At 63.0% G+C, this 24,963-nt stretch carries 26 protein-coding genes; 9 read left to right on the top strand and 17 right to left on the bottom strand.

Annotated elements, in window-relative coordinates:
- Positions 1-4: 4 nt before the first annotated feature.
- The gene (locus AC07P1_RS19405; RefSeq protein WP_494697349.1) at positions 5-418 is read right to left on the bottom strand and encodes a hypothetical protein; all 414 of its coding nucleotides are present in this window, start codon (positions 416-418) and stop codon (positions 5-7) included.
- Positions 419-554: 136 nt separating this feature from the next.
- Between AC07P1_RS19405 and AC07P1_RS19400 the strand changes: the two genes are divergently transcribed.
- On the top strand, positions 555-1,241 hold the full coding sequence (locus tag AC07P1_RS19400; protein ID WP_315217472.1) for an isochorismatase family protein: 687 nt from the start codon (positions 555-557) through the stop codon (positions 1,239-1,241).
- A gap of 532 nt (positions 1,242-1,773) precedes the next feature.
- Positions 1,774-4,371 carry a TonB-dependent receptor gene (locus tag AC07P1_RS19395; protein WP_494697348.1) on the top strand — a complete coding sequence of 866 codons (2,598 nt, stop codon included), beginning with the start codon at positions 1,774-1,776 and terminating at the stop codon, positions 4,369-4,371.
- Positions 4,372-4,453: 82 nt separating this feature from the next.
- Here AC07P1_RS19395 and AC07P1_RS19390 read toward each other — a convergent pair whose 3' ends face one another.
- From AC07P1_RS19390 to AC07P1_RS19340, 11 genes are all read right to left on the bottom strand, one after another.
- A complete protein-coding gene (locus AC07P1_RS19390; RefSeq protein WP_494697347.1) occupies positions 4,454-5,077 on the bottom strand; it encodes a response regulator in 624 nt (207 codons plus the stop codon).
- Complete coding sequence (locus AC07P1_RS19385; protein WP_494697346.1) at positions 5,056-5,904, bottom strand: sensor histidine kinase; 849 nt, start codon at positions 5,902-5,904, stop codon at positions 5,056-5,058. The genes AC07P1_RS19390 and AC07P1_RS19385 overlap by 22 nt, the downstream gene beginning before the upstream one ends.
- A 2-nt stretch (positions 5,905-5,906) precedes the next feature.
- A complete protein-coding gene (locus AC07P1_RS19380; RefSeq protein WP_363503156.1) occupies positions 5,907-6,452 on the bottom strand; it encodes a Dps family protein in 546 nt (181 codons plus the stop codon).
- 332 nt (positions 6,453-6,784) lie between these two features.
- Positions 6,785-7,627: an alpha/beta fold hydrolase gene (locus AC07P1_RS19375; RefSeq protein ID WP_494697345.1), complete on the bottom strand. Its 843-nt coding sequence runs from the start codon at positions 7,625-7,627 to the stop codon at positions 6,785-6,787.
- A 90-nt stretch (positions 7,628-7,717) separates the two neighbouring features.
- On the bottom strand, positions 7,718-7,888 hold the full coding sequence (locus tag AC07P1_RS19370; RefSeq protein ID WP_494697344.1) for a hypothetical protein: 171 nt from the start codon (positions 7,886-7,888) through the stop codon (positions 7,718-7,720).
- Between the two features lie 31 nt (positions 7,889-7,919).
- Complete coding sequence (locus AC07P1_RS19365) at positions 7,920-8,897, bottom strand: MBL fold metallo-hydrolase (RefSeq protein ID WP_494697343.1); 978 nt, start codon at positions 8,895-8,897, stop codon at positions 7,920-7,922.
- 130 nt (positions 8,898-9,027) lie between these two features.
- Complete coding sequence (locus AC07P1_RS19360) at positions 9,028-9,858, bottom strand: alpha/beta fold hydrolase (protein ID WP_494697342.1); 831 nt, start codon at positions 9,856-9,858, stop codon at positions 9,028-9,030.
- A gap of 24 nt (positions 9,859-9,882) precedes the next feature.
- The gene (locus AC07P1_RS19355; protein ID WP_494697341.1) at positions 9,883-10,245 is read right to left on the bottom strand and encodes a hypothetical protein; all 363 of its coding nucleotides are present in this window, start codon (positions 10,243-10,245) and stop codon (positions 9,883-9,885) included.
- A complete protein-coding gene (locus AC07P1_RS19350; RefSeq protein WP_494697340.1) occupies positions 10,242-10,733 on the bottom strand; it encodes a GNAT family N-acetyltransferase in 492 nt (163 codons plus the stop codon). The genes AC07P1_RS19355 and AC07P1_RS19350 overlap by 4 nt, the downstream gene beginning before the upstream one ends.
- Before the next feature lie 83 nt (positions 10,734-10,816).
- Positions 10,817-11,089, bottom strand: a complete 273-nt coding sequence (locus AC07P1_RS19345) for a hypothetical protein (protein WP_494697339.1) — start codon at positions 11,087-11,089, stop codon at positions 10,817-10,819.
- 36 nt (positions 11,090-11,125) lie between these two features.
- Entirely contained in the window at positions 11,126-11,752 is a 627-nt protein-coding gene (locus AC07P1_RS19340) for a response regulator (protein WP_315217501.1), read from the bottom strand.
- A 145-nt stretch (positions 11,753-11,897) separates the two neighbouring features.
- Between AC07P1_RS19340 and AC07P1_RS19335 the strand changes: the two genes are divergently transcribed.
- Positions 11,898-12,164 carry a UBP-type zinc finger domain-containing protein gene (locus AC07P1_RS19335; protein ID WP_494697338.1) on the top strand — a complete coding sequence of 89 codons (267 nt, stop codon included), beginning with the start codon at positions 11,898-11,900 and terminating at the stop codon, positions 12,162-12,164.
- A gap of 10 nt (positions 12,165-12,174) precedes the next feature.
- On the opposite strand, the gene AC07P1_RS19330 is transcribed toward AC07P1_RS19335, so the two are convergent.
- Positions 12,175-12,579, bottom strand: coding sequence for a hypothetical protein (locus AC07P1_RS19330; protein ID WP_494697337.1), 405 nt, complete (start codon positions 12,577-12,579; stop codon positions 12,175-12,177).
- Positions 12,580-12,750: 171 nt separating this feature from the next.
- Between AC07P1_RS19330 and AC07P1_RS19325 the strand changes: the two genes are divergently transcribed.
- The 3 genes from AC07P1_RS19325 (at position 12,751) to AC07P1_RS19315 (ending at position 15,855) form a co-directional block, all read left to right on the top strand.
- Positions 12,751-14,196, top strand: coding sequence for an NAD-dependent succinate-semialdehyde dehydrogenase (locus tag AC07P1_RS19325; RefSeq protein WP_494697336.1), 1,446 nt, complete (start codon positions 12,751-12,753; stop codon positions 14,194-14,196).
- Between the two features lie 289 nt (positions 14,197-14,485).
- On the top strand, positions 14,486-15,268 hold the full coding sequence (locus AC07P1_RS19320; RefSeq protein WP_494697335.1) for a hypothetical protein: 783 nt from the start codon (positions 14,486-14,488) through the stop codon (positions 15,266-15,268).
- 119 nt (positions 15,269-15,387) lie between these two features.
- The gene (locus AC07P1_RS19315) at positions 15,388-15,855 is read left to right on the top strand and encodes an FKBP-type peptidyl-prolyl cis-trans isomerase (protein WP_494697334.1); all 468 of its coding nucleotides are present in this window, start codon (positions 15,388-15,390) and stop codon (positions 15,853-15,855) included.
- A gap of 35 nt (positions 15,856-15,890) precedes the next feature.
- On the opposite strand, the gene AC07P1_RS19310 is transcribed toward AC07P1_RS19315, so the two are convergent.
- Positions 15,891-16,490, bottom strand: a complete 600-nt coding sequence (locus tag AC07P1_RS19310) for a TetR/AcrR family transcriptional regulator (RefSeq protein WP_494697333.1) — start codon at positions 16,488-16,490, stop codon at positions 15,891-15,893.
- 125 nt (positions 16,491-16,615) lie between these two features.
- Here AC07P1_RS19310 and AC07P1_RS19305 point away from each other — a divergent pair, with 125 nt between their 5' ends.
- Positions 16,616-17,374, top strand: a complete 759-nt coding sequence (locus AC07P1_RS19305; RefSeq protein WP_494697332.1) for an SDR family NAD(P)-dependent oxidoreductase — start codon at positions 16,616-16,618, stop codon at positions 17,372-17,374.
- A gap of 100 nt (positions 17,375-17,474) precedes the next feature.
- Here AC07P1_RS19305 and AC07P1_RS19300 read toward each other — a convergent pair whose 3' ends face one another.
- Complete coding sequence (locus AC07P1_RS19300) at positions 17,475-19,061, bottom strand: glycoside hydrolase family 28 protein (RefSeq protein WP_494697331.1); 1,587 nt, start codon at positions 19,059-19,061, stop codon at positions 17,475-17,477.
- Between the two features lie 264 nt (positions 19,062-19,325).
- On the opposite strand from AC07P1_RS19300, the gene AC07P1_RS19295 reads away from it, so the two are divergent.
- Positions 19,326-20,063 carry a CPBP family intramembrane glutamic endopeptidase gene (locus AC07P1_RS19295; protein WP_494697330.1) on the top strand — a complete coding sequence of 246 codons (738 nt, stop codon included), beginning with the start codon at positions 19,326-19,328 and terminating at the stop codon, positions 20,061-20,063.
- Between the two features lie 25 nt (positions 20,064-20,088).
- Here AC07P1_RS19295 and AC07P1_RS19290 read toward each other — a convergent pair whose 3' ends face one another.
- Positions 20,089-20,739, bottom strand: a complete 651-nt coding sequence (locus AC07P1_RS19290) for a phosphohydrolase (RefSeq protein WP_494697329.1) — start codon at positions 20,737-20,739, stop codon at positions 20,089-20,091.
- A 163-nt stretch (positions 20,740-20,902) separates the two neighbouring features.
- On the opposite strand from AC07P1_RS19290, the gene AC07P1_RS19285 reads away from it, so the two are divergent.
- Complete coding sequence (locus AC07P1_RS19285) at positions 20,903-23,995, top strand: NAD(P)-binding protein (protein WP_494697328.1); 3,093 nt, start codon at positions 20,903-20,905, stop codon at positions 23,993-23,995.
- Positions 23,996-24,030: 35 nt separating this feature from the next.
- Here AC07P1_RS19285 and AC07P1_RS19280 read toward each other — a convergent pair whose 3' ends face one another.
- Positions 24,031-24,945: a hypothetical protein gene (locus tag AC07P1_RS19280; RefSeq protein ID WP_494697327.1), complete on the bottom strand. Its 915-nt coding sequence runs from the start codon at positions 24,943-24,945 to the stop codon at positions 24,031-24,033.
- Positions 24,946-24,963: the final 18 nt, after the last annotated feature.

Genomic DNA, 24,963 nt, shown 5'->3' with positions numbered 1-24,963 from the left:
GAGGCTAAGCGGCCGGCGCCGGGCCGATCGCGGCCAGCAGCTTGCGCACGGCGCCGTGCGCCATCACCACTTCCGGCGCGTCGTGCAGCAAGGCGTTGTACTTGGCGCGGAATGCCATGTCGCCTTCCTCGGACGGCCCGATCAGCGCCTCCACCGCGCGGCGGAACACCAGCGCGTCGGCGACGGCGATGGGTTCGGGTTCGTCGAGCCGCTCGTCCATCTGCGCCATCAGGCCGGACAGCTTTTGCAGCCAGGCGAAATGCGGATGGTTGGTCACCAGCTGCAACAGCTCGAGCGGGCTGCCGACCGCGCCGAAGTACTGGGTTTCAATGTGCAGCAATTGCTTGTGCAGGTCGCGCAATCCGCGCGCCAGCGCGGTCAGCTGCGCGCGTTGCGCGGCGTCGTCCGGTGTGGTCATGTCAGGTCCGATATGTTGATGTTCAGCGGCCAGCTTAGCAGACTTGCCTCGTCGCCGGAGCCTACATTTAGATAGTGGTGCTGGCCCCGCCCGGCGCCTAACATGATCGTTCTCTTTACACACTATGGAAGCCATCATGATGAATCCGAAACTCGAAGTCCTGACCCCGACCAACTGCCAGCTGATCTTCATCGACCAGCAGCCGCAGATGGCTTTCGGCGTGCAGTCGATGGACCGCCAGGTACTGAAGAACAATACCGTCGCGCTGGCCAAGGCGGCCAAGATCTTCAACATTCCGACCATCCTCACCACCGTTGAAACCGAATCGTTCTCGGGTCATACGTATCCGGAGCTGCTGGATGTCTTCCCGGGCAAGGACATCTTGGAACGCACGTCGATGAACTCGTGGGACGACCAGAAAGTGCGCGACGCGCTGGCCGCCAACGGCAAGAAGAAGGTGATCGTTTCGGGGTTGTGGACCGAGGTGTGCAACAACAGCTTCGCGCTGTGCGCGATGCTCGAAGGCGGCTACGAGATCTACATGGTGGCCGATGCGTCGGGTGGCACGACGAAGGAAGCGCATGACTTCGCGATGCAGCGCATGATCCAGGCCGGCGTGGTGCCGGTGACCTGGCAGCAAGTGATGCTGGAGTGGCAGCGCGATTGGGCGCACCGCGAGACCTACGATGCGGTGATGGCCGTGGTGCGCGAGCATTCGGGCGCGTACGGCATGGGCGTCGATTACGCCTACACGATGGTCCATAAAGCGGCGCCGCGCACCACCAGCGACCACAAGACGCTGGCGCCAATCCCGGCCAAATAAACGAAGCGTTGACCACGGATCTCACCGGCCTCGAAGGAGCCTCCTCCTGCCGGTGGATCCGGGAGCGAGCCGTCATCCGCCGCCACGTCCGACCAAATAGTTCCCGCCTGACCCGCCCGCCGGCCCGCCCGGATACATGAACTCCCACCCCAGCAATCCTTGGACGATCCAGTGTCGTCGGAACACGTAATTGAGACGATTGTGTAATGAAATCCGCTGAAATGCAATCGATTCCATAAAAATATCAATCAGGGCACCCCGCCACCTCTTTCCCTCCGCAGTATTTCGTCTCCCTTACCGTAAAGCCAAGCAAAAATCCAATCGTTGCCATTATGAGACATGAAAAAATTGGCAATGCAAACGATTGCATCGAAATTTTCACGATGCTAACATTCGATCAGTTGCAGGCTACAAAAAGCAACTCCGTAGTGGTTTCGCAGCCAAGTGCATCCTGATCCTGATCCTGACTGGAAGCATTTGGACGTCGTAATCACCGAGATTAAAAACCGAGACAATTTCGAAGGAAATAATGATGGAGCGCGCGATAAAGGTATGGAATGTAAGGTTGGCAAAAAAGCCATTGGTTGTCCTGATAGGAGCGTTGTTGCACACAGGATATGGATATGCGCAGCAAGCCGCACAAGGTGAAGCGCAACCGGACCCGGCGGGACAGGCGTCCGCTGAGACGCCGGCCGGCAGCGCCCAGGCGGCACCACCCACAGTGGCTCCCAGCCGCGATATAGAAAAAATTATCGTCACCGGCAACTCCGGTAAAAAGACCAAGATGGCTGCCTCGGTCTCGACCTCGGACATAGGGAGCGACAGTCCCATACTCGCCACTTCGCGCTCTGTAGCGGAAATCATCAAATTCATCCCCGGCTTGCACTCGGAAAGTTCGGGCGGCGACGGCAACGCCAACATCTCCATTCGCGGCTTGCCGATCACTTCCGGCGGCGCCAAGTATCTGCAACTGTGGGAAGACGGCTTACCCGTGTTCGAGGCCGGCGACTTCGCGTTCGCAACCGCGGATATTTATATGCGCGCCGACAGCAATATCGACCACGTGCAATCGATCCGCGGCGGTTCTTCCGCGATCCTGGCATCGAACTCGCCTGGTGGCGTCATCAACTTCATCTCCAAGACTGGCAAGGAGGGCGGCGGCTCGATGGCCGTGAGCAAGGGGCTGACTTACGATAACACGCGCGTCGACGCGGAAGTTGGCCACAACTTCGGCAATGGATGGTATGGACATATCGGCGGCTTCTACCGCGTTGGCGAAGGCGTGCGCAAGGCCGGTTATGACGCCGAAAAAGGCGGCCAGGTCAAAGGCAATTTGACGCATGAATTCGATGGCGGCTTCGTCCGGGTGAACTTCAAGTATCTGGACGACCATGTCATCGGCTATATGCCCACCCCGATGTTTGTCAGCGGGACCAATTCCAATCCAAGCTTCTCGGCCATACCGGGCTATAACCCCTTCCGTGACAGCCTCCAAAGCCGCTACACCGACACAATCAGCACTACTGATGCCAACGGCAATATCGTCCAGCGCCATCTATCGGACGGTCAGCATGCCAAGGTCGCGCAGGTCGGTCTGGAAACGGAGTTCGCTGTCGGCGGTGGTTGGACACTGGGCAACCGCTTCAAGGTCGCCAGCACGACGGGCGCCTTCCGTGTTCCGTTCCCCGCATCGGCCGGAACCCAGGCCAATGTCGGCGGCTGGGGCGTGGATAATTTCAATTCCTATTTTGGCACCAGCGGCGCGCTGACCTACAGATATGCGACCGGTCCCCGCGCGGGCAATGCGCTCGATGCCGGTACCTCCCTGGCGGTCGCGCACACCTTCAACGAGGACATCAACAACGCGGACTATCTGGTCAACAATATGGACCTCTCGAAAAAATTCGAGATCGCCAACGGTACGCTGGACGTGCACGGCGGCTGGTACCACTCCGAACAAAGCATGGCGCAGTACCAAAGCTGGCCGACCTACCTGACCTCGGTCGAAGGCAAGGACACCGCTTACGTCGACGTCTACAGCAACGGCGCAAAGATTAGCAACGGTGGTTTGTTGTCCTATGCCGCACTGGAGTGGGGTAATTGCTGCTCGGGGCGCTACTACGACATCAGGACAAAGACCGAGGCTTTTTATCTCGACACGTCGTATAAAACCGGTCAGTTCACCTATGATCTGGGGGTTCGTCGCGACAATGCCCGCACCACCGGGCAACGGAATTTCGGCCAGAGTTTCATCGCCAGGGATCTGAACGGAAACGGCATTATCGAGCCGACCGAAGCGCGCGTTCCGGTCAACGATCCAAGCCAGACGATCCCGGTCAACTTCGAGGCCGGCTCCACGTCATACACGGCAGCGGTCAACTACATCATTAACAGCGATATGGCCGTTTTCGCGCGCGACTCCAAAGGCGCGCGCGCCAATTCCGAGCGATTGATCGAGACCCGTATCTTTTCCACCTCGGCCAATGGACAACGGGTCGGCGATGCCAACGATGCCGATATCGTCAACGAAGTGCGCATGAGCGAGGCGGGTTTCAAATACAAGAAAGGGCCGCTGGCCGCCTACGTGACGCTCTTCCGCGCCAGGTCGTCCGAGCTGCTGAGTGAAGACCGCGGCACCGGCATCCTGTCCAGTGCCGAGTATGAGGCCAAGGGTGTGGAATTCGAAGGCAGCTATCGCCGGGGCGGTTTCAGCGTCTCGGGGAACGCGACCTACACCCGGGCCAGGATACTCAAATATGATTTGAATCCCGTGTACGTGGGCAAGGTTCCGCAACGCCAGGCGGACTGGGTATATTCGATCATGCCGACTTATTCGGGCGAGAACTATATGATCGGAGCCAGCATCGTAGGAACCACGAAGTCTTACTTCCGCAACGAGAACATCCTCGTGATGCCCTCCTATCAAACCGTCAACGCGTTCGCCGAATACAGGATTTCTGAACGCATGAGCGTGTCGGTCGACTTCAACAACCTGTTCAACAAAATGGGCATCACCGAAGGCGAAGACAGTTCCGTCAACGGCGGCACGGGCTCGTTTAATAATGTCTATGTCCGTGCGCGTTCCATCCCTGGCCGTAGCGGCCAAGTGAAATTGAAGTACACCTTCTAACTTCATTGCAATTGATCTGATTCGGGGGGGCTTTGCGGGTGCCCCCCCTCGAATTCCATGGCTGGCGCTGCGCAAGCTGTGGTCAGAACACGCTTAACAGACCACGGCGTGCCGCCACGGTCGCTGCCTCCGTTCGGCTGGCAACATTCAGCTTGGCCAGAATATTATTGACGTGGAATTTGACCGTCCCCACCTCGATCGCCGCGCTGCGCGCGATCATCTTGTTGCTCTTGCCGGTGGCCAGATGCGCCAGTATCTCCAGCTCCCTGCGCGACAACCTGGTCGTCTCGGCCCGCTCTGCCAGCTTGCCCGCCACCTCCGCCGGCAGGAACTTCTGTCCCGCGGCCACCGCCTTGATGCACGTGGCCAGCTGCTCCGAACCGCTATCCTTCAACAGATAAGCCATCGCGCCCGCGCGCAAGCCGCGATACACATCCTCATCCCCTTGATACGTCGTCAGGATAACAATCCGCGCCTCCGCATCGAACGCGCGGATATGCCCGATGGCGTCGACACCATGCATCTCGGGCATGCTCAAATCCATGATCACGACGTCCGGCCGGTGCTGCCGGTACAAGTTCACCGCTTGTAAGCCGTTGGCCGCCTGCGCCACCAGCCGGAACTCCGGCATCGAATTGATCAGGGCGCTAAGCCCGGCGAGGATGAGCGGATGATCGTCGGCGATCAGGATGGAGATGGTGTCCATGTCGGATTTCCCTTCAGGCTGATGTGAAAAGCGGCGCCGTGCGGCTGGCGCGAGGTGCTCCAGATACGCCCGCCGTGCGCTTGGATGATCGTGCGGCAGATCGACAGCCCAAGGCCGGTGCCGCCCGGCTTGGTGGAGAACAGCGGATCGAACAGCCGCTCGGCCAGTTTGGCGGAGACGCCGACGCCGTTGTCTTCCACGCTGATGCGCAGGGTGCCGGAAATGTCGGCCAGCGCAGAGCGCAGCTCCAGCTTGCGGGGGCGGTCGTGCACGTCCTTCATCGCCTCGATGGCGTTGAGCACCAGATTCATCATCACTTGCTGAAGCTGCACTCGGTCCGCATACAACTGATGCTCGCCCAGCGCCAGGCCGTCGCAGACTTCGATACTGTGCTTGTACAACTCCGCGCGCAACAGGCGCAGCACTTCGCGCAGCGCGTCGTCGACGGCGAACAAGGCGGGCACCGGGCTGGTCTTGCTCGACATGCCGCGGATGCTGCGGATGACGTCGCCGGCGGTCGCGCCGACGTGCTTGATCAGTTTCAGGGCGTCGCGCGCCTGTTCGGGCTGCGGCGGGTCTTGCGCCAAGGCGTTGAGGCCGACTTCCGCGTGCAACACCATCGCCGCCAGCGGCTGGTTGACCTCGTGCGCGATCGATGCTGCGAACTCGCCCATGGAGGTGATGCGGGCCAGCCGTGCCAGTTCTTCCGTGGCATGCTGCAGCGCTTCCTCCGCTTGCAGCCGGCGCGCCTTCTCTTGCTGCAGGCGGCGGTACAGTTGCTCGTTATCGAGCGTCGATACCGCCGCGTTATCCATGGGCTTGGGCATCGCTACTTGGCGGACTGCGTCTGCGCCGCCAGGTGCTCGCCGATGAACCAGCTTTGCAACTCGTTGCTGCGGACCACCTGGCTGACGATCAGGTCGTTGGTGCCGTCGTCGCCGGCCTCGGCGGCCGCGCGCGCCAGCGGACGCGCTTCGACCAGGATGGTTTCGTGCGAGTCCAGCAGGCGGCTCAGTTGGGCCTGGGCCGATTCGCGGCCGCGCGGCGCGGTGCGCGAGATGGTCGACTCGTCGGCGATGTCCTGCGCCAGCGCGAAGGTCACGCCGCCCAGGGTCTGCACGCGCTCGGCGATGGCGTCCATGATCGCGACCTGTTCGGTGTAGTGCTTGTCGAACAGCAGGTGCAGCTGATGGAAGGTGGCGCCAGAGGTTTGCCAGTGTGCCTTCTTGTAGGCATCGCGCATGGCCATGGTGTGGGCCAGCAGGCGGTTCAGCGCGCGCACGCCTTGCGAGCGCACTTCCGCGCTCAGGCCGATGCGCACGTTGGCCAGCGCGCCGAAGTCTTGCAGGATGTCGGAGGATTTTTCGTTGCTCATGATGTGCTTTCAATAGTCTGAATTCTGGTGGTCTAAATCACGTTTGCAATATACGGAATGCTGACGTCGTCTAAATCACGTAGGGCGGATTAGCGCAGCGTAATCCGCCAGTGCAAGCGTTTCGACAGCTCATGTATTGGCGGATTACGGCGTTCCGCCTAATCCGCCCTACGTGTTCGCGGGGTATCCCGAGTATTCCGAAGTGTTGCGAGGTATTCGTTCAGTGGTTTCATTATCCGGCGCATGGCCGGATCGTCCCATATCCGAAAGAGTGATTCGGAACGTTCATAGGGGAGGGGAGTGGCTAACCCCTTAGGGTTAGCCGGGTGCTATCAGGACTTGAGGAATTCCAGCAGGTCGGCGTTGAGCTTGTCCTTGTGGGTGGTCGGCAAGCCGTGCGGCGCGCCTTCGTAGATCTTCAGCGTGCCGTTCTTGACCAGCTTGACGGCGGCCTTGGCGGCGGCGTCGATCGGGACGATCTGGTCGTCGCTGCCGTGCACGAACAGGGTCGGCACGTCGATTTTCTTCAGGTCTTCGGTGAAGTCGGTTTCCGAGAATTGCTTGATGCAGTCATAGGCGTTCTTGATGCCACAGTGCATGCCTTGTGCCCAGAAGGTATCGCGCACGCCCTGCGAAGGCTTGGCGCCGTCGCGGTTGTAGCCGTAGAAGGGCGTCGTCAAGTCCTTGAAGAACTGCGAGCGGTCGGCCAGCACGGCGCTGCGGATGCCGTCGAACACCGACATCGGCAAGCCGTTCGGGTTGTTGTCCGACTTGACCATCTGCGGCGGCACGGCGCCCACCAGCACCGCCTTGGCGACGCGGCCGGTGCCGTGGCGGCCGATGTAGCGCGCCACTTCGCCGCCGCCGGTGGAGTGGCCCACCAGCGTCGCATCCTTCAGGTCCAGCGCGTTGATCAGGGTGGCCAGGTCGTCGGCGTAGGTGTCCATGTCGTTGCCGTTCCATGGCTGGCTCGACAGGCCGTGGCCGCGGCGGTCATGGGCGATGACGCGGTAGCCGTTGCTGGCCAGGAAGATCATCTGGTCTTCCCAGGCGTCGCCTTGCAGCGGCCAGCCGTGGCTGAAGACCACGGCCGGGCCGGTGCCCCAATCCTTGAAATGGATGCGGGTGCCGTCTTCGGTGATGACGCTGTCGACTGAGAGTTTGCTGTTAGACATTTGAAGCTCCTTGATGGGTTGGTGGATGCTGCCATAGCAGTGTAGTCAGCGCACCAAAGTTAAGCTCCTGCCAAAAGGCCAGTCCGCGGCTCAGCGTTTGGGTGGGCGTTCCTCCTTGGTGATGGTGACGGCGATCGGATCGCTGGAGGGGAAGGTCTCCTCCAGCGCCTCGTCGAGCACGTCTTCCTCGTGGGCGGCCGGCGTGTCGACCGGCGCCGGGGTGGCGGGGGATGGGGCAGGCGATGCGTTTGACTTGCTCATGGTTGTCCTTTCAGGTGGCGCTTTTCTGCGCTCATTGTGTCACCGCGTTGGATGCAGGCGCGCCGTCGTAGTTCACGGGCAACCAGTCATAGCTGCCGTCGCGCTGGCGGATGTGGCCGAGGCCGGGGAAGGCGATATGCGCCGCGCCTACGATCATGTGCTTGCTGGCGGCCATTTGCAACAGGCGCACGCGTGTATTGTGCGCATCGTCCTCGCTGCTGTCGTATTTGACGGTCGCCTCCGGATTCGGCAGCTGGATGGCGGAGACGTGGACGATGTCGCCCCAGATCAGCAGTTGCTGGTTTTTGTTTTGCACCAGATACATTGCGTGCCCGGGGGTATGGCCGGGCGCGGGCAGCGCCTCGATGCCGGGTTCGAGCTGGCCGAACTTGCCGTAGGGCTGGTAGCGGCCGGCGGCCTGGTAGGGCGCGACGGCGGCCTTGGCGGCGTCGAAGAAGGTCGACAGGAAGTCCGGGGCCTTGGCCTTGTTGGCCGGCGTCAGCCAATAGTCGGCCTCGGCTTGCGACAACCGCAGCACCGCGTTGGGGAACGCCGCCGCGCCCTGCGCCATGATGCCGCCGGCGTGGTCCTTGTGCAGATGGGTGATCAGCAGCTCGTCGACCTGTTCCGGCCGGTAGCCGGCGGCGCGCAGGTTGGCCAGCAGCTTGCCGCAGCAATCGCCGTACAGGGCCCCGGCGCCGGCGTCGACCAGGATCAGCTTTTTGCCGGTGTTGATCAGGAAGGCGTTGATCGAGCCTTGCACCGGCTGCGCCAGGTCGGCGTCGGCCAGGTCCTGTTTGATCGCGGCCGGCGCGATGTGCGTCATCACGGTGTCGATGGGGAAGACGTGGCTGCCGTCGGAGAGGGCGGTGATTTCGTAGTCGCCCAGCATCATGCGGTAGTAGCCGGGGGCTTGGGTGCCGACCAGTGGCGCGGCGGCGTGGCCGGCCGGCGCCAGCAAGGCGCAGGCCACGGCCAGGGTGGCGGCCAGAAGTGTTTTGCGGTTCATGGGGGAGTGTTCCTGTATCAACGATGGATGCGTTGATGCTAGCGGAACACAAGCCGTGCTGCCCCTGTCTTAGTGCAGGGTTCGATCTGGGTCTTTTCGCCCCCGCTGCCGCGCCGGCTTCGGTTTGCCGTTACTGGCGGCTCGCGCCCGGCGCGTCAAGCAAGCCCATCACCGCGTCGATGATTGCCGCCGGTTGGCCTTCCTTCACTTCGACCACCTTGATGTCGCCGAAGGGCTTGCGGGCGGTACGCAGCTGGCCGGCGCTGGTCTCAAGGCTGTCCCACTCGGAGGCGCGGGCGCGCCAATAGACGGGTTTGGCCGCTTGCGCGGCCTGGGCGGCCGCCAGCGCCGGTCCGATTTCGCCGTTGATGGTGGTGCTTGGATAGGCGCAGGAGGCATCGGCCTTGCCCTGTTCCGCCGCGCCCAGGCAGGCCAGCGCCGTATCGAGCTGGGCGGCGCGGTCCGCCGGCAGCGCATCTTCATGCATCGGCTGTACCAGGACCAGTCCGGTGACGGCCGCGCCACGCGAGCGCAGCGCGAAATGTTGCGCCACCATGGCGCCATAGCCGGCGCCCACCACCACGAAGGGCGCCTCGAGCCGCGCGTTCTTGACCAGAAAGTTCAAGTCCTTGCTGGCGTTGGCCACCGTCGAGGCGCGGATGATCGGATCGCTTGAGCCCAGCCCGGCGCGGTCGTAGACGCAGGCGCGGGTGCGTTGCGCCACCTCCGGCAACACCGCCGACCAATCCCATCCTGCGCGACCGGCATCGGCTTCAAACAGCACCGTCGGCGCCCCCTTGCCGACACAATACATATTCAGTTTGCGCCCGCCGACATCGACCTTGATCTTGGGGCCGGCGAGGGCATCCTGTCCTGCTGGCGGCGCCGCAAGGCTGCCGGCGGCCGCGAACAGGAGGGCGGTGGCGACGAAGGCTGGGAGCGGCAATTTGGTCATGGACATAAATATGCATGTTGAAAAAAACTGCTATTGGTGCTGGGCGAGAATTGTTTTAAGTGCGGCAAGCTTCGCGAGCACGTCCTCGCATCGGGCTAGAAAATCGCGGGTCTGGTGTTCGTCGGGGACGTGCCCCGGCAGCATGTTGCGGTCACGCGCATTTTTAAGCGCGTATATCTCGGCGCCGATATCCAGGAATTGCCGCTTGGTTTCCGTTCCCCGGTCGCTCAGCTCCGCGGTTATTCGGGGGATCAAAATGTCTGCGTCGGCTTGCAGGATTTCTTGCTCCGTCCTGGGGTTGATCGCCGTCAGCAGGAGCTCGAGGTGTAGCTTGACGCGCTGGTACCTGTAGATGTGATGGCCTATCATTTGGTATGTTGCGACGGAGTTCATTGCGCCCCCAGGCTTTCGATTCGGGTTGTCACGGTGAAAACCGGGCCGCGCCATTGCTCGTCATCCGCCATGACCGCGTGCTCTTGGCCGGGCCAGGTCGACTTGATGACTTTTTCCCAGAAGATGAACGCCGCCGGATTTTCTTTTATGACCTTGATTTCCCAGCGGCCGGGATGGGCGCCCAGGATCGCTTGCGCGGCGTGTCGTCCCACACCGTGGCGACGGTATTTTCGCAGCACGAAAAACTCGACGATCGTCGCCGAGTTGTCGGGATCTATAACCTCGTCGTTTACCAGAACGAATCCCGCCCATTTTTCGTCGACCTTGATGACGAACGCGGAGAAATTCGGATTGATCCAGAAGCAGTCGAGGTCGTAGTAGCCGTATTGGCCGTGCTCGTCGAGGTCGGTGCCGTCGAACTCCGAAAAGTCGTGCTGATAGAGCTCCATCATGTGGCGTACCACCAGGCGCTCGGCGGTGTGCGCCAATCGTACTTCGATCCGACCAGCCATTTTCTTCCCTGAAAAATTGATTATTTTATCACGGGTTTGGGCGCGTCTTCGCGCCCGGCTTACAGGTCGGTTTCCGCCTCGGCGATGGTTTCGCGCACCTCGTCGGCGAAGCCGAACTGCACCTCGTGGCCGCCGGGGCCGTCCTCGTACATGAAGTGCACCGGCCCGTCCTCGTCGGCGACGATCCAGGCGTCGACTTCGGCGCGTTTGTGCGGATCGGCCAGGCTGGCCACGTCGATTTTTTCGCGCATGCCGGGCCGCAATTCCTTGACGACGGCCTTGGTCCGCTCCGTGCTGACCGGAATATAAGTTGCCGCGTGACGATCTATCATGGTGCCTCCTAGTGGTTGAGTAGTCAGTCTATCCGATCACGCCAAATGCACGAGTCCGCGACGCGCGGCGACCATGGCGGCCTCGGTGCGGGTGCAGACGTTCAGCTTGGACATGATGCTTTTGACGTGGAATTTGACGGTGCCGACACCGATGCCGGCCGCGCGCGCGATGACCTTGTTGCTCATGCCGGTGGCGAGGTGGCCGAGGATGTCGCGCTCGCGCGGCGTCAGCTGGTTGCCGTGGATGCGGCTGGCCAGCTTGAGCGCCAGTTCCGGCATCATGTATTTTTTACCGGACAGCACGGTGTGGATGCAGGCCATCAAGTCGTCGAGCGGGGCGCTTTTGAGCATGTAGGCGCTGGCGCCGGCGCGCATGCCGCGGTCGGCGTCCTCTTCGCGCTCGTGGCCGCTGAGGATGATGATCTTGGCGTCCGGGCGGCGCGCGCTGATGCGGCCGATGGCTTCGATGCCGTCGCAGTCCGGCATGTTCAGGTCGATCAGCAGCAGGTCGGGCTGCAAGCGCTCGCACATTTCAACGGCCTGGCTGCCGCTGCTGGCCTGGCCCAACAGTTTGAAGTTGTCCTCCGATTCGATCAGCGACGCCATGCCGGCGCGGATCAGCGGATGAACGTCGGCGATGACGATGGATGCGGAAGTGTTCATGTCGAGCTCCTCTGTGTTGTTGATGAGCTCATTTTGCGCAACATTGCGCGGCGCCGATAGTTATACCTTGGTATGGTGCCCGCCAAAAGACCAGCAGGCGGGAGCGCCGCCACGCGGTAAGATGGCCCATCTTAAGGAGGACACCATGAGCAACAGCTGTGCACACCTGACCCTGATCCACACACGCGGCGCCAACACGGCCGGCTGCGAGGAATGCCTGAAAACCGGCGACAGCTGGGTACACCTGCGGGTATGCATGATCTGCGGCAAGACGGGTTGCTGCGACGATTCGAAAAACAAGCACGCGAGCAAACATTTCGCGGAGACGAGGCACCCCATCATCCGCTCGAAGGAGCCGGGCGAGACGTGGGGCTGGTGCTATGTCGACCGCAAGATGTTCGATCCGATCTGAACCGGAGCGGCTATCTGAGCTTGGGCACGTTGTCGCGCGACAGCATGGCGCCTTTCGGAACCTGGTCGGCCGAGAAGAACAGCCAGTCTTGGTTGCCCAGCGTGATGTTCACGCCCGGTACCTGGAAGTGGCCGCTCAAGGTCGCCGTGAAGAAAATCTGCGGGCTGTCGTCGTAGCGGGCGTCGAGCAGCACCACGAACAGCGACGAGCCGCCGGCGTCCAGCGTGAGGCCCGTGTCGCTCAGCGCGACGATGCGCCCGTGTCCCGTTTGCAGCAGGCCGCCCAGGGAGCGCGCATAGACGAAAGAGAGCAGGGTCCCGGCGCGCTGCCATTCGCGCAGGCTCGCGAGGGATTCCTCGGCGCGGCTGAGGGCCGGAACGGCAGATAATTTCAATGTCGCAACATTCGAGTTCATGGTGGGAAGGTCCTTTCACGCGATGGCTCCATTTTGCGCCAAGGATACCCGCACGGTCCACCGGAATCGGAATGACAGGCGTCGGGATACCGAGTTGTCGTATTTCTGGCAAAGTAGAGGATGGAGCGGGCGACCGCCGCACTTATTTCACCACCTGATTGGAGATTTTCAATGACCAACGCAAGCTATCCCGACGTCCGCCTTCTGATCGACAACGAATGGCGCGAAGCCTCCGGCGGCAAGACCATTCCGGTGTTGAATCCGGCCACGGGCCAGGCCATCGGCACCGTCGCCCACGCCAGCATCGCCGACCTCGATCACGCGCTGGCGGCGGCGCAGCGCGGCTTCGACGCCTGGCGCAAGATCTCGGCCTTCGAGCGCACCGCCACCATGCGCCGCGCCGCCAGCCTGCTGCGCGAACGCGCCGACGACATCGCCCGCCTGCTGACGCAGGAGCAGGGCAAGCCGCTGGCGCAAGCGCGCGCCGAGGCGCTGGCAGGCGCCGACATCATCGACTGGTTCGCCGCCGAAGGCATGCGCGTGTACGGCCGCATCGTACCGTCGCGCAACCCCGCCGCGCAGCAACTGGTATTGAAGGAGCCGGTCGGCCCGGTGGCCGCCTTCACGCCGTGGAACTTCCCGATCAACCAGATCGTGCGCAAGCTGGCGGCCGCGCTGACCACCGGCTGCTCGTTCCTGTGCAAGGCGCCGGAAGAGACGCCGGCGTCGCCCGCCGCCCTGATGCAATGCTTCGTCGACGCCGGCGTGCCGCCTGGAACCGTCGGTCTGGTGTTCGGCGACCCGGCCGAAATTTCCGGCTACCTGATTCCGCATCCGGTCATCCGCAAAGTCACCTTCACCGGCTCGACGCCGGTCGGCAAACAGCTGGCCGCGCTGGCCGGCGCGCACATGAAGCGGGCGACGATGGAGCTGGGCGGCCACGCGCCGGTCATCGTGGCCGAGGATGCCGATGTCGCGTTGGCCGTCGCGGCCAGCGGCGGCGCCAAGTTCCGCAATGCCGGCCAGATTTGCATCGCGCCGACGCGTTTCCTGGTTCACAACAGCATCAAGGCCGAGTTCACCCGCGCGCTGGTGGCGCACGCCGAGAGCCTGAAGCTGGGCGACGGCATGGATGACGGCACCACGCTCGGTCCATTGGCCAACGCGCGCCGCGTGGCCGCGATGAGCCAGGTGGTGGAGGACGCGCGCAGCAAGGGGGCCGAGGTGGCCACCGGCGGCCAGCGCGTCGGCACCGCCGGCAACTTCTTCGCGCCGACGATTCTGGCCGACGTGCCGCTCAACGCCATGGTGTTCAACGACGAACCGTTCGGTCCGATCGCGGCGGTGCGCGGCTTCGACACGCTGGAGGAGGCGATCGCCGAATCGAACCGTCTGCCGTTCGGGCTGGCCGGTTACGCGTTCACGCGCTCGATCAAGAACGCGCACCAGCTGATGCACAACGTCGAAGTCGGCATGTTGTGGATTAACCAGCCGGCCACGCCGAGCGCCGAGTTGCCGTTTGGCGGCGTCAAGGATTCGGGCTACGGCTCGGAGGGTGGTCCGGAGGCGCTGGAGTCGTATCTGAACACCAAGGCTGTGTCGATGGTGGGCGTGTAAGACTGTAGGTTCCCGGCGTCGGTTTCCGCCGCCGGGATCGGTTCCGCGAGCTAAGATGTCGCCGGCAGAATCACGATCAAGAAAAATCCGGATGCCGAAATTTTAAAGAAGATGTGGGCGGTCGCTCAAGTGCTATTTGCTAAAGTCCAAGGCGATGAAGGCGAGTCGTACGATAAAAACGGTCAATCCTCTAGTTAACACCGAGGCGAAAAATACAAGCTCCTGCTAAGAAGTCGGGCGACCCTTCATTGCCTTGTTTAAAAATTTCTCATTCATCACTGGAAATGCCGTGTCCGATATCGATCATAGCCGCGTGATAAAACTGATGCAGGAAGGCGCGTCGCACGAGGCGCTGTCCGTGCTTGAACAATTGTTTAAAAATGCCGAGCTTGCCGTGGCGCCGACCCAGCCGGATATTTTCAAGACGATGTTTCAATTGCAACTGCTGGCCGAACAATACGAGCCGGCGCGCGGTTTTTTGCGAAGCATACGTGCTACGCAAGCAGAGCGTCTACTTGCCGGAGATATCCACTTTGGTCTCGATGGCGAGCCGGCCGTCGAAGAGTATCGCCGCATCCGACGCTTTTCGCTGATCGTCGAAATCAACCACATTTTGAAGGACGACGCGTCAACGTGCGAAGTATTCTCGCAGCTCGATAGCGGTCATGCCGAGTTGGCGCGGCGATATGCCTGGGCGGCACTTCCAGCCTTGGTGGCGGAAGGACACTTCGAATTGGCCGATCGATATCGCGATGAGCCGTTGAAGTGGCTTGATATGGTGAACGACACAGCGCGCGCGCTCCCGTTGTATCCACCGCCACGTCAGGCGCCTAGACTGGCCGCCGAGTTGAGCAATCTCGTTCGTGATGTGCGAATCGGCATGGCGGTTTTACGGGGCACGGGAGATAACGGCAAGGCCGATGTGCTGGGTGCGGCGCTGGTGGCCGGGCTCGATTCGGATGAGCTGAAGGCGCTGGCGCGGCGCGAGCTTGACGCGCCGGGAACGATCAGACGCGAAGTCGGCGATCGACAAATGGCGCAGGAGGCGGCCGAGGCCCAACCACCGAGCTAAGTCGGCGGTGTAGGCTGTCGCCGCCATCCGTAGCCGCGCGCGGGTTTGGGTGTTGGCATCCGCCCGCGCGCCATGTATGCTGCGCCATCCCGCTACGACAACCAACACGAAAGATTCACATGAACAAGCTGTTTTCCACCTGCGCCATCGGATTGACGCTCACCTTGGCGCTGGCCGCCTGTGACAAGACCAAGCCGCCGCAGCCCGCCACCACCGAGGCCGTGCCAAACGCCGCCAACGTCGCCCCCGTGACCTTGCAAAAGATCGATACCGTGGCCGGCACCGGCAAGGACGCGGTGGCCGGCGCCACCGCCGTGGTCCATTACACCGGCTGGCTGTACGAGCCGAATTCCCCGCAACAGCACGGCGCCCAGTTCGACTCGTCGAGCGGCCGCTCGCCGTTCAGCTTCCAGCTCGGCGGCGGTCAGGTCATCAAGGGTTGGGACGAGGGCGTGCAGGGCATGAAGGTCGGCGGCAAGCGCACGTTGATCATTCCGGCGGTGATGGGTTACGGCGACAGCGGCGCGGGCCCGATTCCGCCCAACGCCAACCTGATCTTCGACGTCGAACTGCTCGACGTGCAATAAATCGGCGCGCCTGGCGCGACCCGCCCGCTGGAATTTCAGGCAGGCGCGGCGCCGCCGCCAGGCACGGCCGACAACGCTTGTTCGGCCACGGCTTCCAGCATCTCGCGGCTGAAGCCGGCTTTCGCCTGCACCGCCATGCCGTGCATCACGGCCATCAGGAAGGCCGCCAGCGCCTCCGGGTTGGCGGTCGGCGGCAGGTCGCCCTCGGCCTTCGCCCGTACAAAACGTTCCCGCAACTGTATTTCGCCCGCCGCGCGGAAGTCGATCAACGCCTGCCGCACGGGCTCCGAATCGTCCGATCCCGCCACCGACCCGTTAATGCCGAGACATCCCGCCTGCTCGGGAGAGCGCGTGTTCAGTTCGACTGAACTGAACAAGATGTGCCTGGCCACCTCGCGCGCGGTCGGCATTGCCAGCGCTTCCGGGATGTGGTTCATGAACCGTTGCTGGTAGCGCTCAAGCACGCGGCGAAACAGCGCTTCCTTGTTGCCGAACGCGGAATACAGGGCAGGGCGCTCCACGCCGGCGGCCTCGGTCAGGTCGGCATAGGATGTGCCCTCGTAACCCTTGCGCCAGAAAACGCACAGCGTCGCATCGAGCACCTTGTCCTCATCGTATTCGCGATGGCGTCCCATCAGATCACCTCACATTTAAAATAACGACTGTTATGAAATTGCTTGACAGTGCATCACGAAATTATATACTAGTCGTTATCGTAACGATCGTTACTGATAATGTTCAACAACCAATAGGGATTTTTATGCTGAAAACTTTGACGGGTAAGGTAGCTCTTGTTACAGGTGGCTCGCGCGGACTGGGCGCCGCCACGGCGGAGGCGCTCGCCGACCAGGGCGCCGATGTCGCGATCAGCTATGTGTCCTCGGCCGGCAAGGCGGAAGCCGTGGTCGAGAAGCTGAAGGCCAAGGGCGTGCGCGCCATCGCGATCCAGAGCGACCAAGCCGACATGGCCGCCGCCAAGCCGTTGGTCGACAAGGTGTTGGCACAGTTCGGCAAGCTCGACATCCTGGTCAACAACGCGGCGATCGCGGTGCAGGGCAAGACGGTGGACGATCCCGAACTCGACACGGTCAACCTCGATCGCCAGTGGCAGGTCAACGTCATGGGCGTGGTGGCGACCACGCGCGCGGCGGCGCCGGTGCTGTCGAACGGCGGCCGGATCATCTTCATCGGCTCGCTGCTCGGCACCCGCGTGCCGTTCGCCGGCGCCGCCGACTATTCGGGCACCAAGGCGGCGATCGCCGGCTACGCCCGGGGCGTGGCGCGCGATCTGGGCGGCCGCGATATCACGGTCAACGTGGTCCAGCCGGGCGTGATGCCGACCGACATGTCCGCCGGAGTGCTGGGCGACGGCGTCCCCGAGGCGCTGATGAGCCTGCACCCGATCCGCCGCATCGCCACCTTGGAAGAGGTCTCGGCGCTGGTCTGCTTCCTGGCCGGGCCGCACGGTGGCTACATGACCGGCGGCGTGCACGACGTGGCCGGCGGCCTGGGCACTTGAGCCGGGCCGGCCTGCCGGCAACGGAGGCAACAGGCCGGCTATTCATCGATGGCCGCCGCGCGCCCGGCAAGTTTCGGGTCGCGGCGGCCGATCGCCCTCGTCAAATCGGCGAGCTCGGCAACACCGATTTGAGCGGCACGAACGCCGCGCCGCAACTTCTTGGCGTGCCGCTGCCCGAGCCGTTGCCGGTGATCGTCACGCCGCTGGCGGAGGCGGCCACGATCGACGAGGCGAAGCTGACCGGTCCGGCGCCCAAGGTGAAGTGCGTCGCATACGGATTGAGCGACTGTCCGTTGTGGCCGGCGGTGTAGGTCGGCTGGGTGCCGTCGAACACCACGTTGTCCAGGGTGATCGTCAGCGGATTGTTTTGTCCGTTGAGCGCGTAGCCGGCGAAGGTCAGCGTGCCGCCCTTGTACTTGGTGCTGCCCAGGTGGTGGAAGTCGCGCACCGTCACGCCGGTGAAGTTCGGGTACTTGGTGCCCTTGGAGCCGCTGTAGAACGAGTCGAAGGTCAGCGGATGGCTGATGTTGCGCGAGCAGACGCCGCTGTAGCTGACGTTGGACACGTTGCCGCCGACCGAAGAATCCGACTTGATGCGCAGGCCGCCGCTGGTGCCGCTGTCGTAGCCGTCGATCGACAGGTCGGTGACGGCGATGTCGCTCACGCCGGCGTTGGTCTCGCTGCCGATCGACAGCGCGTGGCCGTAGTAGAAGTGGTTGTGGGCGTAGGTGTGCTGGTGCGCGCCGGCGCCGGAACTCGATTTGATGGCGACATGGTCGTCGCCCACGCTGATGTAGGAATGCGCCAGCAGCACCTTGCTGGAGTAGCCGGTGTCGAAGCCGTCGGTGTTGAGCGCGGTGTCCGGGGTGAAGCACGTGGCCGGCGTGACGACGTCGGGCGTGGTGCCGGCCGGGCACTGGTAGCCGTCGCGGGTGTAGGCCAGGCTCGGCGTCAGCAGCTTGATGCCCCAGGCCGTCAGTCCGGTCACGCCGTAGCCCCAGACGTGGAAGTTGGGCGAGTTCTGCAGCGTGATGCCGTGCAGGGTGAAATCGGTGCCGTTCTGGATTTGCAGGATGCGGAAAGTTTGCGGGGTCAGGTTTTGCGAGCGTTTTTGGTAGGCCACGTCCCACCAGCTGCGGGCGTTGGCGTTGGCGCCGCCGGTGAGCAGGCTGCCGCCACGGCCGTCGATGATGCCGCCGCCGACGATGCCGCTCTTGGCCGTCTTGTCGGCAACGATCAGCGGCTTGCACAGCTTGGCGCTGGACGAGCCGGCCGTGCCGCAGTTGCCGGTGCCGGTGTCGTAGTCCTTGGGATTGCGCGAGGCGAACAAGGTCACGCCGGTGTCGACCCACAAGGTCACCTGGGACTTGAGTTTCAGCGGGCCGCTGATGAAACCGCTTTCGCCGGCGGCGCCCTTGACCAGCTTGACGGCCTGGCCGATCGGGCAGGCGTCGATGGCGGCCTGGATGCGCGCCGTGTCCGGTTGCGAGCGGGACGGATCGCTGTCGAGCGTGTCGGCCGAGCCGTTTACCGGCTTCAAGGTCGCCGCTAGCGGCGCGCCGCAAATGGCGGTCGGGTAGGCCGGTTCGGCCACCGTGCCCCATTGCGTGGCGACGGCGGCGTCGGCCGCCCAGGCGTTGGTCGTTCCCGCGACCGCCAAGGCGATCAAAACTTTGCTGGATCTCATCAACTAAACTCCCTGTAAGGATGTTGCATAAAGTAGTACACGTTGACAACGTGGACGTATTTCCAATGTTGCAAACAAGGAATTTACAGCGCTGGGAGGTGGTTTGGCATCAGGAAATTCTGAAATTGCCGTAGGGATGAATTGTTCATTGCCGGTGGTATTGGTGACAATCCGTGAATTTTGGCGCGGAGCATTGCGCTACACTGCCTCTTTCGCCATTTATCGGATTGATATGATTTACCCGCGTGCATCGGCTGTCGTGGCATGACGTCCTTCTCCTCACCGTACCCGATCGCCGACATCTTGTTCACGCTCTACCTGCTGGTGTACTTCCCGCTCAGCAGTCTCTGGCGCAGCCGTCATCCGGCGTCGTCGAAGCCGTCCTTGGCCCCACTGCGGAGCTATTGGCGCGAGGGACGCTACGTTCTCTTGCTTCTCTGCGTGTTCATGCCGGTCGCGTGGCTCGGCGGCCACAGCGCCGCCGAGCTGGGACTTGGTCCTCCGCTGTCGCCGGGCGGGCTGCGGGGACTGGCGGCGGTCGGCTGTCTGCTGCTGGTGGTGCATCTACTAGGCAAGCGTCATGAACGCAAGATTACGCCGGAAGAGCGCGTCAAACTTGATGACAAACTGCGGAATCTGCCGTTCCCGGTACCGCGCACGCGAACCGAAACCCTGGCCTGTCTGGTCACGATGGTCGGCATGACAGCCGCCTGGGAACTTCTTTTCCGGGGATATCTGTTGCTGGTCCTGACGCCGGTCACGGGCCTGCCGCTGGCGATTGCGCTGGCGGCGGTGTCCTATGGCGCGGGACATGGCTATAAGGACCCCAAGCAATTTTTCGGTTCCATCGCGGCCTCCTTCGCCTTCACCATCGGCTACGCCGTTAGCGGCAATCTCTGGTGGCTGATCGTGCTGCACGCGGCGGTGCCGGTGGCGATGGTGCATGCCGCGCGCAAGAGAGCGCCATCGCCATCGCCATCGACGGACGTTGTCAAGGTATGAGCCACGCCATCCGTTGCGACCACGCTCAGGCGCTCAGCGCCTTCAGCCGGTCCAGTTCATCCAGAAAACGCTCGGCGGCCAGTTGCGGCGCCCACGGCTCCCAGGCCGTGCCGCCGTAGACCGCGTGCAGCGGGTCGTCGTTGAGCGGCGGCACGGTGATCTTCAGCGTGTGCAACACCTCCTTGGCCGACCAGCCGACCACGTGCACCGCCTCGCTGGCGGCGGCGAGCCGGTCCGCCAGCTTGTGGGCGGCGTGCTCCTTGTCCGTCCAGTGCGGCAGGCCGTAGCGCAGGAAGACGGCGGCCTCCAGCCGCACCGTCAGCGCGCGGAAACCTTCCCCGAGAAACGGTTTGAGCGGCGATACGCAGTCGAAGCCCAGCAGGCCTTCCTCGGCGTCGTGCAACAGTTCGCGCAGCGCGGCTAGCGGCGCCAGTTCCACGCCGACCGCCTTGCACGCGGCCGCGCGCAGATGCATGACGGTGAGCGAGTGCTGCGCCACCGATAGCGGACGCGGCCATGCCGAATGGCCGCCCCAGCGGTAAGTGCGCGCCAGCCCCAGCGCCAGGTCGGAGTCGTCCCAGTCGAACGGTGTGGGGTCGAGCAAATCCAGCCGCCGTTCCGACGGCATGCGCACCCAGGCGCGGCTCGGGTGATTCCGGTGATCGTCGCGGCCCATCGAATTCCCTTTTCTGTGGCGTAGACGCCATCGTACACCCTGGAAGATGAATTATCTTTAGGCAACATGAACGGTTTGTCATACACTAAAAAACTGTTCACCTTTTGACATTAATCAAGCCATGGCGACGCGTCCTTCATATATCTATCAGGGTGGCTCGGTGATGATGCATTCACCGCTGCAATTGAAAAACGCCGAGATGTACGGCTACTTCGTGCGGGGCGATCTGGCCAAGTTGCAGGCCACACTCGACGGCACGCTCAACCAGGTGGCCGGCCGGCGCATGCGCTTCAAGGCCATCTCGCCGTACGTGCTGCTGACGTTTACCCGCGTCAACCACGCCGATTCGGCGGTGGCGGTCGATCAGAACAAGGGCTGGATCACCGAGATCGACATCGTCACCTGGATCATGGTGGGGGCGATGGACGAGGAGGGCGAACTGGCCCACATCTATTACTATCCCGCGCACATCTTCGTCGACGACGCCATGGCGCTGATCAACGGCCGCGAGCTGTTCGGCTATCCGAAATACCTGTGCGAGTACGAGATCCCCGCCGCCGGCGCCGAGCCGCTGCGCTGCGCCGTCTCGGCGAAGGGCTTCCACCCGTTCTCGCCGGAGACCAAAATCGCCATGCGCCCGCTGCTGGAGGTGAACGCGACCGAGAAGACCGGCATCGATACGCCGGTCCACAGCCTGTTCGATCTGATCGAGGAGGCCATCAAGCTGTTCTTGTCGATCCCCGATTTCTTCAACCTCGATGCCGCCGGCTGGGACGACATCATCTCGCTGCTGCGCAATCCGCGCATCGATCAAATCTTCCTCAAGCAGTTCCCGGACAGCGCGGGATTGAAGGCGGTGTACCAGGCGATCCTTGCCGCGCCGGCCACGATCGAGAAGATCCACGGCGGCTCGCTGCTCGGCTATGAATACGAATGCGTGCTGCACGCCTTCGACAGCTTCCCGCTGCACGAGACGCTCGGCCTGCAACTGGGCCCGCAGCAGGCGATCCTGCCGTACAAACTCAATTTCGACTTCACGGCGCAGCCGGGCGAGGAGTTGATCGACAACTCGAGCGTGGCGCCGAAGAAGATCGCGGTCCTCGGCGGCGGCGTCGGCTCGATGACGGCGGCCTACTATCTGAGCGACCAGCCGGGGTGGCAGAACAACTACGACATCACCGTCTATCAGCAAGGCTGGCGGTTGGGCGGCAAGGGTGCGAGCGGCCGCAACGCCGAATACGGCCAGCGCATCGAGGAGCACGGCCTGCATATCTGGTTCGGCTTCTACACCAACGCCTTCAGGATGATCAAGGACGCCTACACCAACCTCGATCGGCCGCCCGGCGCGCCGCTGGCGACGTGGCGCGACGCCTTCAAGCAGCACGATTACGTGGCCTTGTCGGAGCAGGTCGGCGCCCGCTGGCACAACTGGTCGATCGTGTTCCCATCGCTGCCCGGGGAGCCGGGCGAGGGCGACCAGGAAATCTCGATGTGGCAACTGGCCGTGGCGATGATGGGCTGGATCGAACAATGGATCAACTGTCTCGACGAGCTGACGGCGACGCTGGAAGTGGACGAGCAGCCTCGCCACGGCGGCATGCTGCCGGACTGGCTGCACCGCCTGGCCGAGGGGGTGGCCAACACCGTCAACGAGCTGGCCGACGACTTGACCCTGGCCGCCAGCGCGCTGACCGGGATGGTCGCGAACATGTCGGCCGATACCGGCGTGCATACGGAGGTCGAGCACCACGCGCTGGCCGGTGTGCTGGGCGGCGTGCGTGGCCGCCTGCGCACGCGTTATCGCGGCCTGGTCGACCGCGCGCACGCCGACGGCGACATCCTCGACGACATCCGCCGGCTGTTCATCTGCCTCGATCTGGGCATCACGGTGATGAAGGGCGTGTTCGACGACGGCGTGCTCAAACATGGTTTCGATGTCATCAACGATATCGATTTCCGCGACTGGCTGCGCAAGCATGGCGGCGACGAGGACCTGTGCGTGAATTCGGCGCCGGTGCGCGGCTTCTACGATCTGGTGTTCGCGTACGAGGGCGGCGATTTCACCAAGCCGAACGCCGAGGCGGGCACCTTGCTGCGCTCGATGGCGCGCATCGGCCTTTGCTACAAGGGCGGCATCATGTTCAAGATGCAGGCGGGGATGGGCGACACCGTCTTCACGCCGTTGTACGAGGCGCTGCTCAAGCGCGGCGTCAAGTTCAAGTTCTTTCACAAGGTCGAGGAGCTGGTGCCGGACGGGCGCGAGATCGGCGCCATCCGCATGACGCGCCAGGTCGACCTGGCCGGCGACGACTATCACCCGCTGGTGGACGTCAAGGACCTGGCGTGCTGGCCGAGCCGGCCGAATTACGACCAGATCGACCCCGAACAGGCGGTGCTGCTGCGGGAGAAGGAGATCAATCTGGAGTCCTACTGGAGCGACTGGCCGCGCGTGTATCAGGAGCGCTTCGACAAGCCGCTGCCGGCGTTGACGCTCAAGCGCGGCGTCGATTTCGACCAGGTGGTGTTCGGTATTTCGGTCGGATCGCTGCCGGCCCTGTGTCCGCAATTGCTGGCGAAAAGCCCGGCGCTGCTGGCCACCTCCGAGCACGTGAAGACGGTGGCGACGCAAGCCTACCAGGTCTGGCTGGACAAGGACCTGGCGCAGATGGGTTGGAGCATCCAGCCCAACGGCCAGCAACCGGTGCTGAGCGGCTTCACCGAGCCATACGATACGTGGGCGCCGATGGACCAGCTGCTGGTGCGCGAGGACTGGCCGGCCGGGCAGGAGCCGCGCAACACGTCCTACTTCTGCAGCGCGTTGACGGTGGATAGCTATCCTCCGGCCACCGATACGGACTTCCCGAAACGGATGGCGGAGCTGGCGAAAAAGGGCGCGGTCAACCAGCTTAGTCAGGAGATCGCCTCATTGTGGTCGTCGGCCGGGCCTGCGGGGGCGTTTCCGTGGCAGTGGCTGACCGATGCCAGCGAGGGCACCGGGGTGCAGCGCTTCAATGCGCAATATTGGCGGGCGAATGTCGACCCGTCCGAGCGCTACGTGATGTCGGTGGTGGGCAGCACCAAATACCGTTTGCAGACCGACCAATCGGGCTTCGACAACCTGTTCCTGACCGGCGACTGGATCAAGACGGGGTTGAACGCCGGCTGCGTGGAGGCGGCGGTCATGGCCGGCATGCAGACGTCGCGGGCGATCAGCGGCCATCCGACGATGATCGATGGCGAGACCGACTTTATCTGACGACTGTTTGAGTCGGCAAAGGCGCTACCGGCTTCTTAATAGAAGTGTATTCCTGGCCTTAGCAAAACCTGGAAGATCAGCAGCAGGCACAAGACCGCGACGAGCGGGCGTGAAATCGAATCGATCGCCACCTCGTTTCCGGTTGCCTGCGTGCCGGCGCGCCAGGCGCCAGCTTGTATCCACGCGAGTCCGACCGCCGTCACCTCCGTTGGCACCAGTAGCACTTCTATCCATTCGCGCGGAACGCGAAACAAGAGGATCATCGGCAGCGCCAGCATCCCCGGAAGCGTGGCGCTTCTAAAAATGAAGGTGTTGCGCCCCTTGGCATCACCGGCCTGTTCCTGGCCGTCCACGTGAGTGTGCAACAACTTGCCGATCCAGGCGGCTGCGAGGGGAATGGCCGCCAGTGCGAGGAGCGCGGCGATGGTCTTGCCGGCGGTTCCCAGTTCGACATAGCCCATGGCCATGCCAACATCGCTGCGGTCGCTGAGCGCCCCGATCACCACTTGTGGAAGCGCCATGAACACGCCGCTGTATGCCATCCAGAACAGAAACAGGCGGCGTGCGGTGGATTTGCCCGCGTCACGCCGCAATAAAACCGCGCACGCGACGCCGGTAAGCAGCGTGGCGAGGGCGCCGGTACCCTGGAACAGGGCCGCGAGCGGGTGTGTGCCGTCCCAGCTATGATTGTTGTGGAATAGGGTGGGCCGCAGTCCAGGCGTGAACGCCTTGGGTAGTACCAACGCCAGTTCCTGGATGAGGAAGGTGAGGTTGAACGCCAGTACATAGAGCAGCGACGACGCGATCGTCAATTTCCAGTCCCAAGCGATAGCGCGACCCGCGTCCGTCGACACGCGGCGCGTCTCGAACCATCCAGCCAAGCCCAGCAACATCGGGCCCGCGACGGCAATCACTAGCGCCGCGATACCAATAAAGCTTGCAGTTGTCATGACCGCTCCTGTCGAGGT

This window comes from Duganella sp. GW821-FHT07F09, from assembly GCF_059418705.1.
Note: the sequence above shows the minus strand (reverse complement) of the source record. Positions and strands in the feature narration are given on the sequence as shown.

Excerpts from the sequence above, each read along its gene's own strand:
- AC07P1_RS19405 (WP_494697349.1), bottom strand. The coding sequence starts at position 418 with ATGACCACACCGGACGACGCCGCGCAACGCGCGCAGCTGACCGCGCTG.
- AC07P1_RS19400 (WP_315217472.1), top strand. The coding sequence starts at position 555 with ATGATGAATCCGAAACTCGAAGTCCTGACCCCGACCAACTGCCAGCTG.
- AC07P1_RS19395 (WP_494697348.1), top strand. The coding sequence starts at position 1,774 with ATGGAGCGCGCGATAAAGGTATGGAATGTAAGGTTGGCAAAAAAGCCA.
- AC07P1_RS19390 (WP_494697347.1), bottom strand. The coding sequence starts at position 5,077 with ATGGACACCATCTCCATCCTGATCGCCGACGATCATCCGCTCATCCTC.
- AC07P1_RS19385 (WP_494697346.1), bottom strand. The coding sequence starts at position 5,904 with ATGCCCAAGCCCATGGATAACGCGGCGGTATCGACGCTCGATAACGAG.
- AC07P1_RS19380 (WP_363503156.1), bottom strand. The coding sequence starts at position 6,452 with ATGAGCAACGAAAAATCCTCCGACATCCTGCAAGACTTCGGCGCGCTG.
- AC07P1_RS19375 (WP_494697345.1), bottom strand. The coding sequence starts at position 7,627 with ATGTCTAACAGCAAACTCTCAGTCGACAGCGTCATCACCGAAGACGGC.
- AC07P1_RS19370 (WP_494697344.1), bottom strand. The coding sequence starts at position 7,888 with ATGAGCAAGTCAAACGCATCGCCTGCCCCATCCCCCGCCACCCCGGCG.
- AC07P1_RS19365 (WP_494697343.1), bottom strand. The coding sequence starts at position 8,897 with ATGAACCGCAAAACACTTCTGGCCGCCACCCTGGCCGTGGCCTGCGCC.
- AC07P1_RS19360 (WP_494697342.1), bottom strand. The coding sequence starts at position 9,858 with ATGTCCATGACCAAATTGCCGCTCCCAGCCTTCGTCGCCACCGCCCTC.
- AC07P1_RS19355 (WP_494697341.1), bottom strand. The coding sequence starts at position 10,245 with ATGAACTCCGTCGCAACATACCAAATGATAGGCCATCACATCTACAGG.
- AC07P1_RS19345 (WP_494697339.1), bottom strand. The coding sequence starts at position 11,089 with ATGATAGATCGTCACGCGGCAACTTATATTCCGGTCAGCACGGAGCGG.
- AC07P1_RS19340 (WP_315217501.1), bottom strand. The coding sequence starts at position 11,752 with ATGAACACTTCCGCATCCATCGTCATCGCCGACGTTCATCCGCTGATC.
- AC07P1_RS19335 (WP_494697338.1), top strand. The coding sequence starts at position 11,898 with ATGAGCAACAGCTGTGCACACCTGACCCTGATCCACACACGCGGCGCC.
- AC07P1_RS19330 (WP_494697337.1), bottom strand. The coding sequence starts at position 12,579 with ATGAACTCGAATGTTGCGACATTGAAATTATCTGCCGTTCCGGCCCTC.
- AC07P1_RS19325 (WP_494697336.1), top strand. The coding sequence starts at position 12,751 with ATGACCAACGCAAGCTATCCCGACGTCCGCCTTCTGATCGACAACGAA.
- AC07P1_RS19315 (WP_494697334.1), top strand. The coding sequence starts at position 15,388 with ATGAACAAGCTGTTTTCCACCTGCGCCATCGGATTGACGCTCACCTTG.
- AC07P1_RS19310 (WP_494697333.1), bottom strand. The coding sequence starts at position 16,490 with ATGGGACGCCATCGCGAATACGATGAGGACAAGGTGCTCGATGCGACG.
- AC07P1_RS19305 (WP_494697332.1), top strand. The coding sequence starts at position 16,616 with ATGCTGAAAACTTTGACGGGTAAGGTAGCTCTTGTTACAGGTGGCTCG.
- AC07P1_RS19300 (WP_494697331.1), bottom strand. The coding sequence starts at position 19,061 with ATGAGATCCAGCAAAGTTTTGATCGCCTTGGCGGTCGCGGGAACGACC.
- AC07P1_RS19295 (WP_494697330.1), top strand. The coding sequence starts at position 19,326 with ATGACGTCCTTCTCCTCACCGTACCCGATCGCCGACATCTTGTTCACG.
- AC07P1_RS19290 (WP_494697329.1), bottom strand. The coding sequence starts at position 20,739 with ATGGGCCGCGACGATCACCGGAATCACCCGAGCCGCGCCTGGGTGCGC.
- AC07P1_RS19285 (WP_494697328.1), top strand. The coding sequence starts at position 20,903 with ATGATGCATTCACCGCTGCAATTGAAAAACGCCGAGATGTACGGCTAC.
- AC07P1_RS19280 (WP_494697327.1), bottom strand. The coding sequence starts at position 24,945 with ATGACAACTGCAAGCTTTATTGGTATCGCGGCGCTAGTGATTGCCGTC.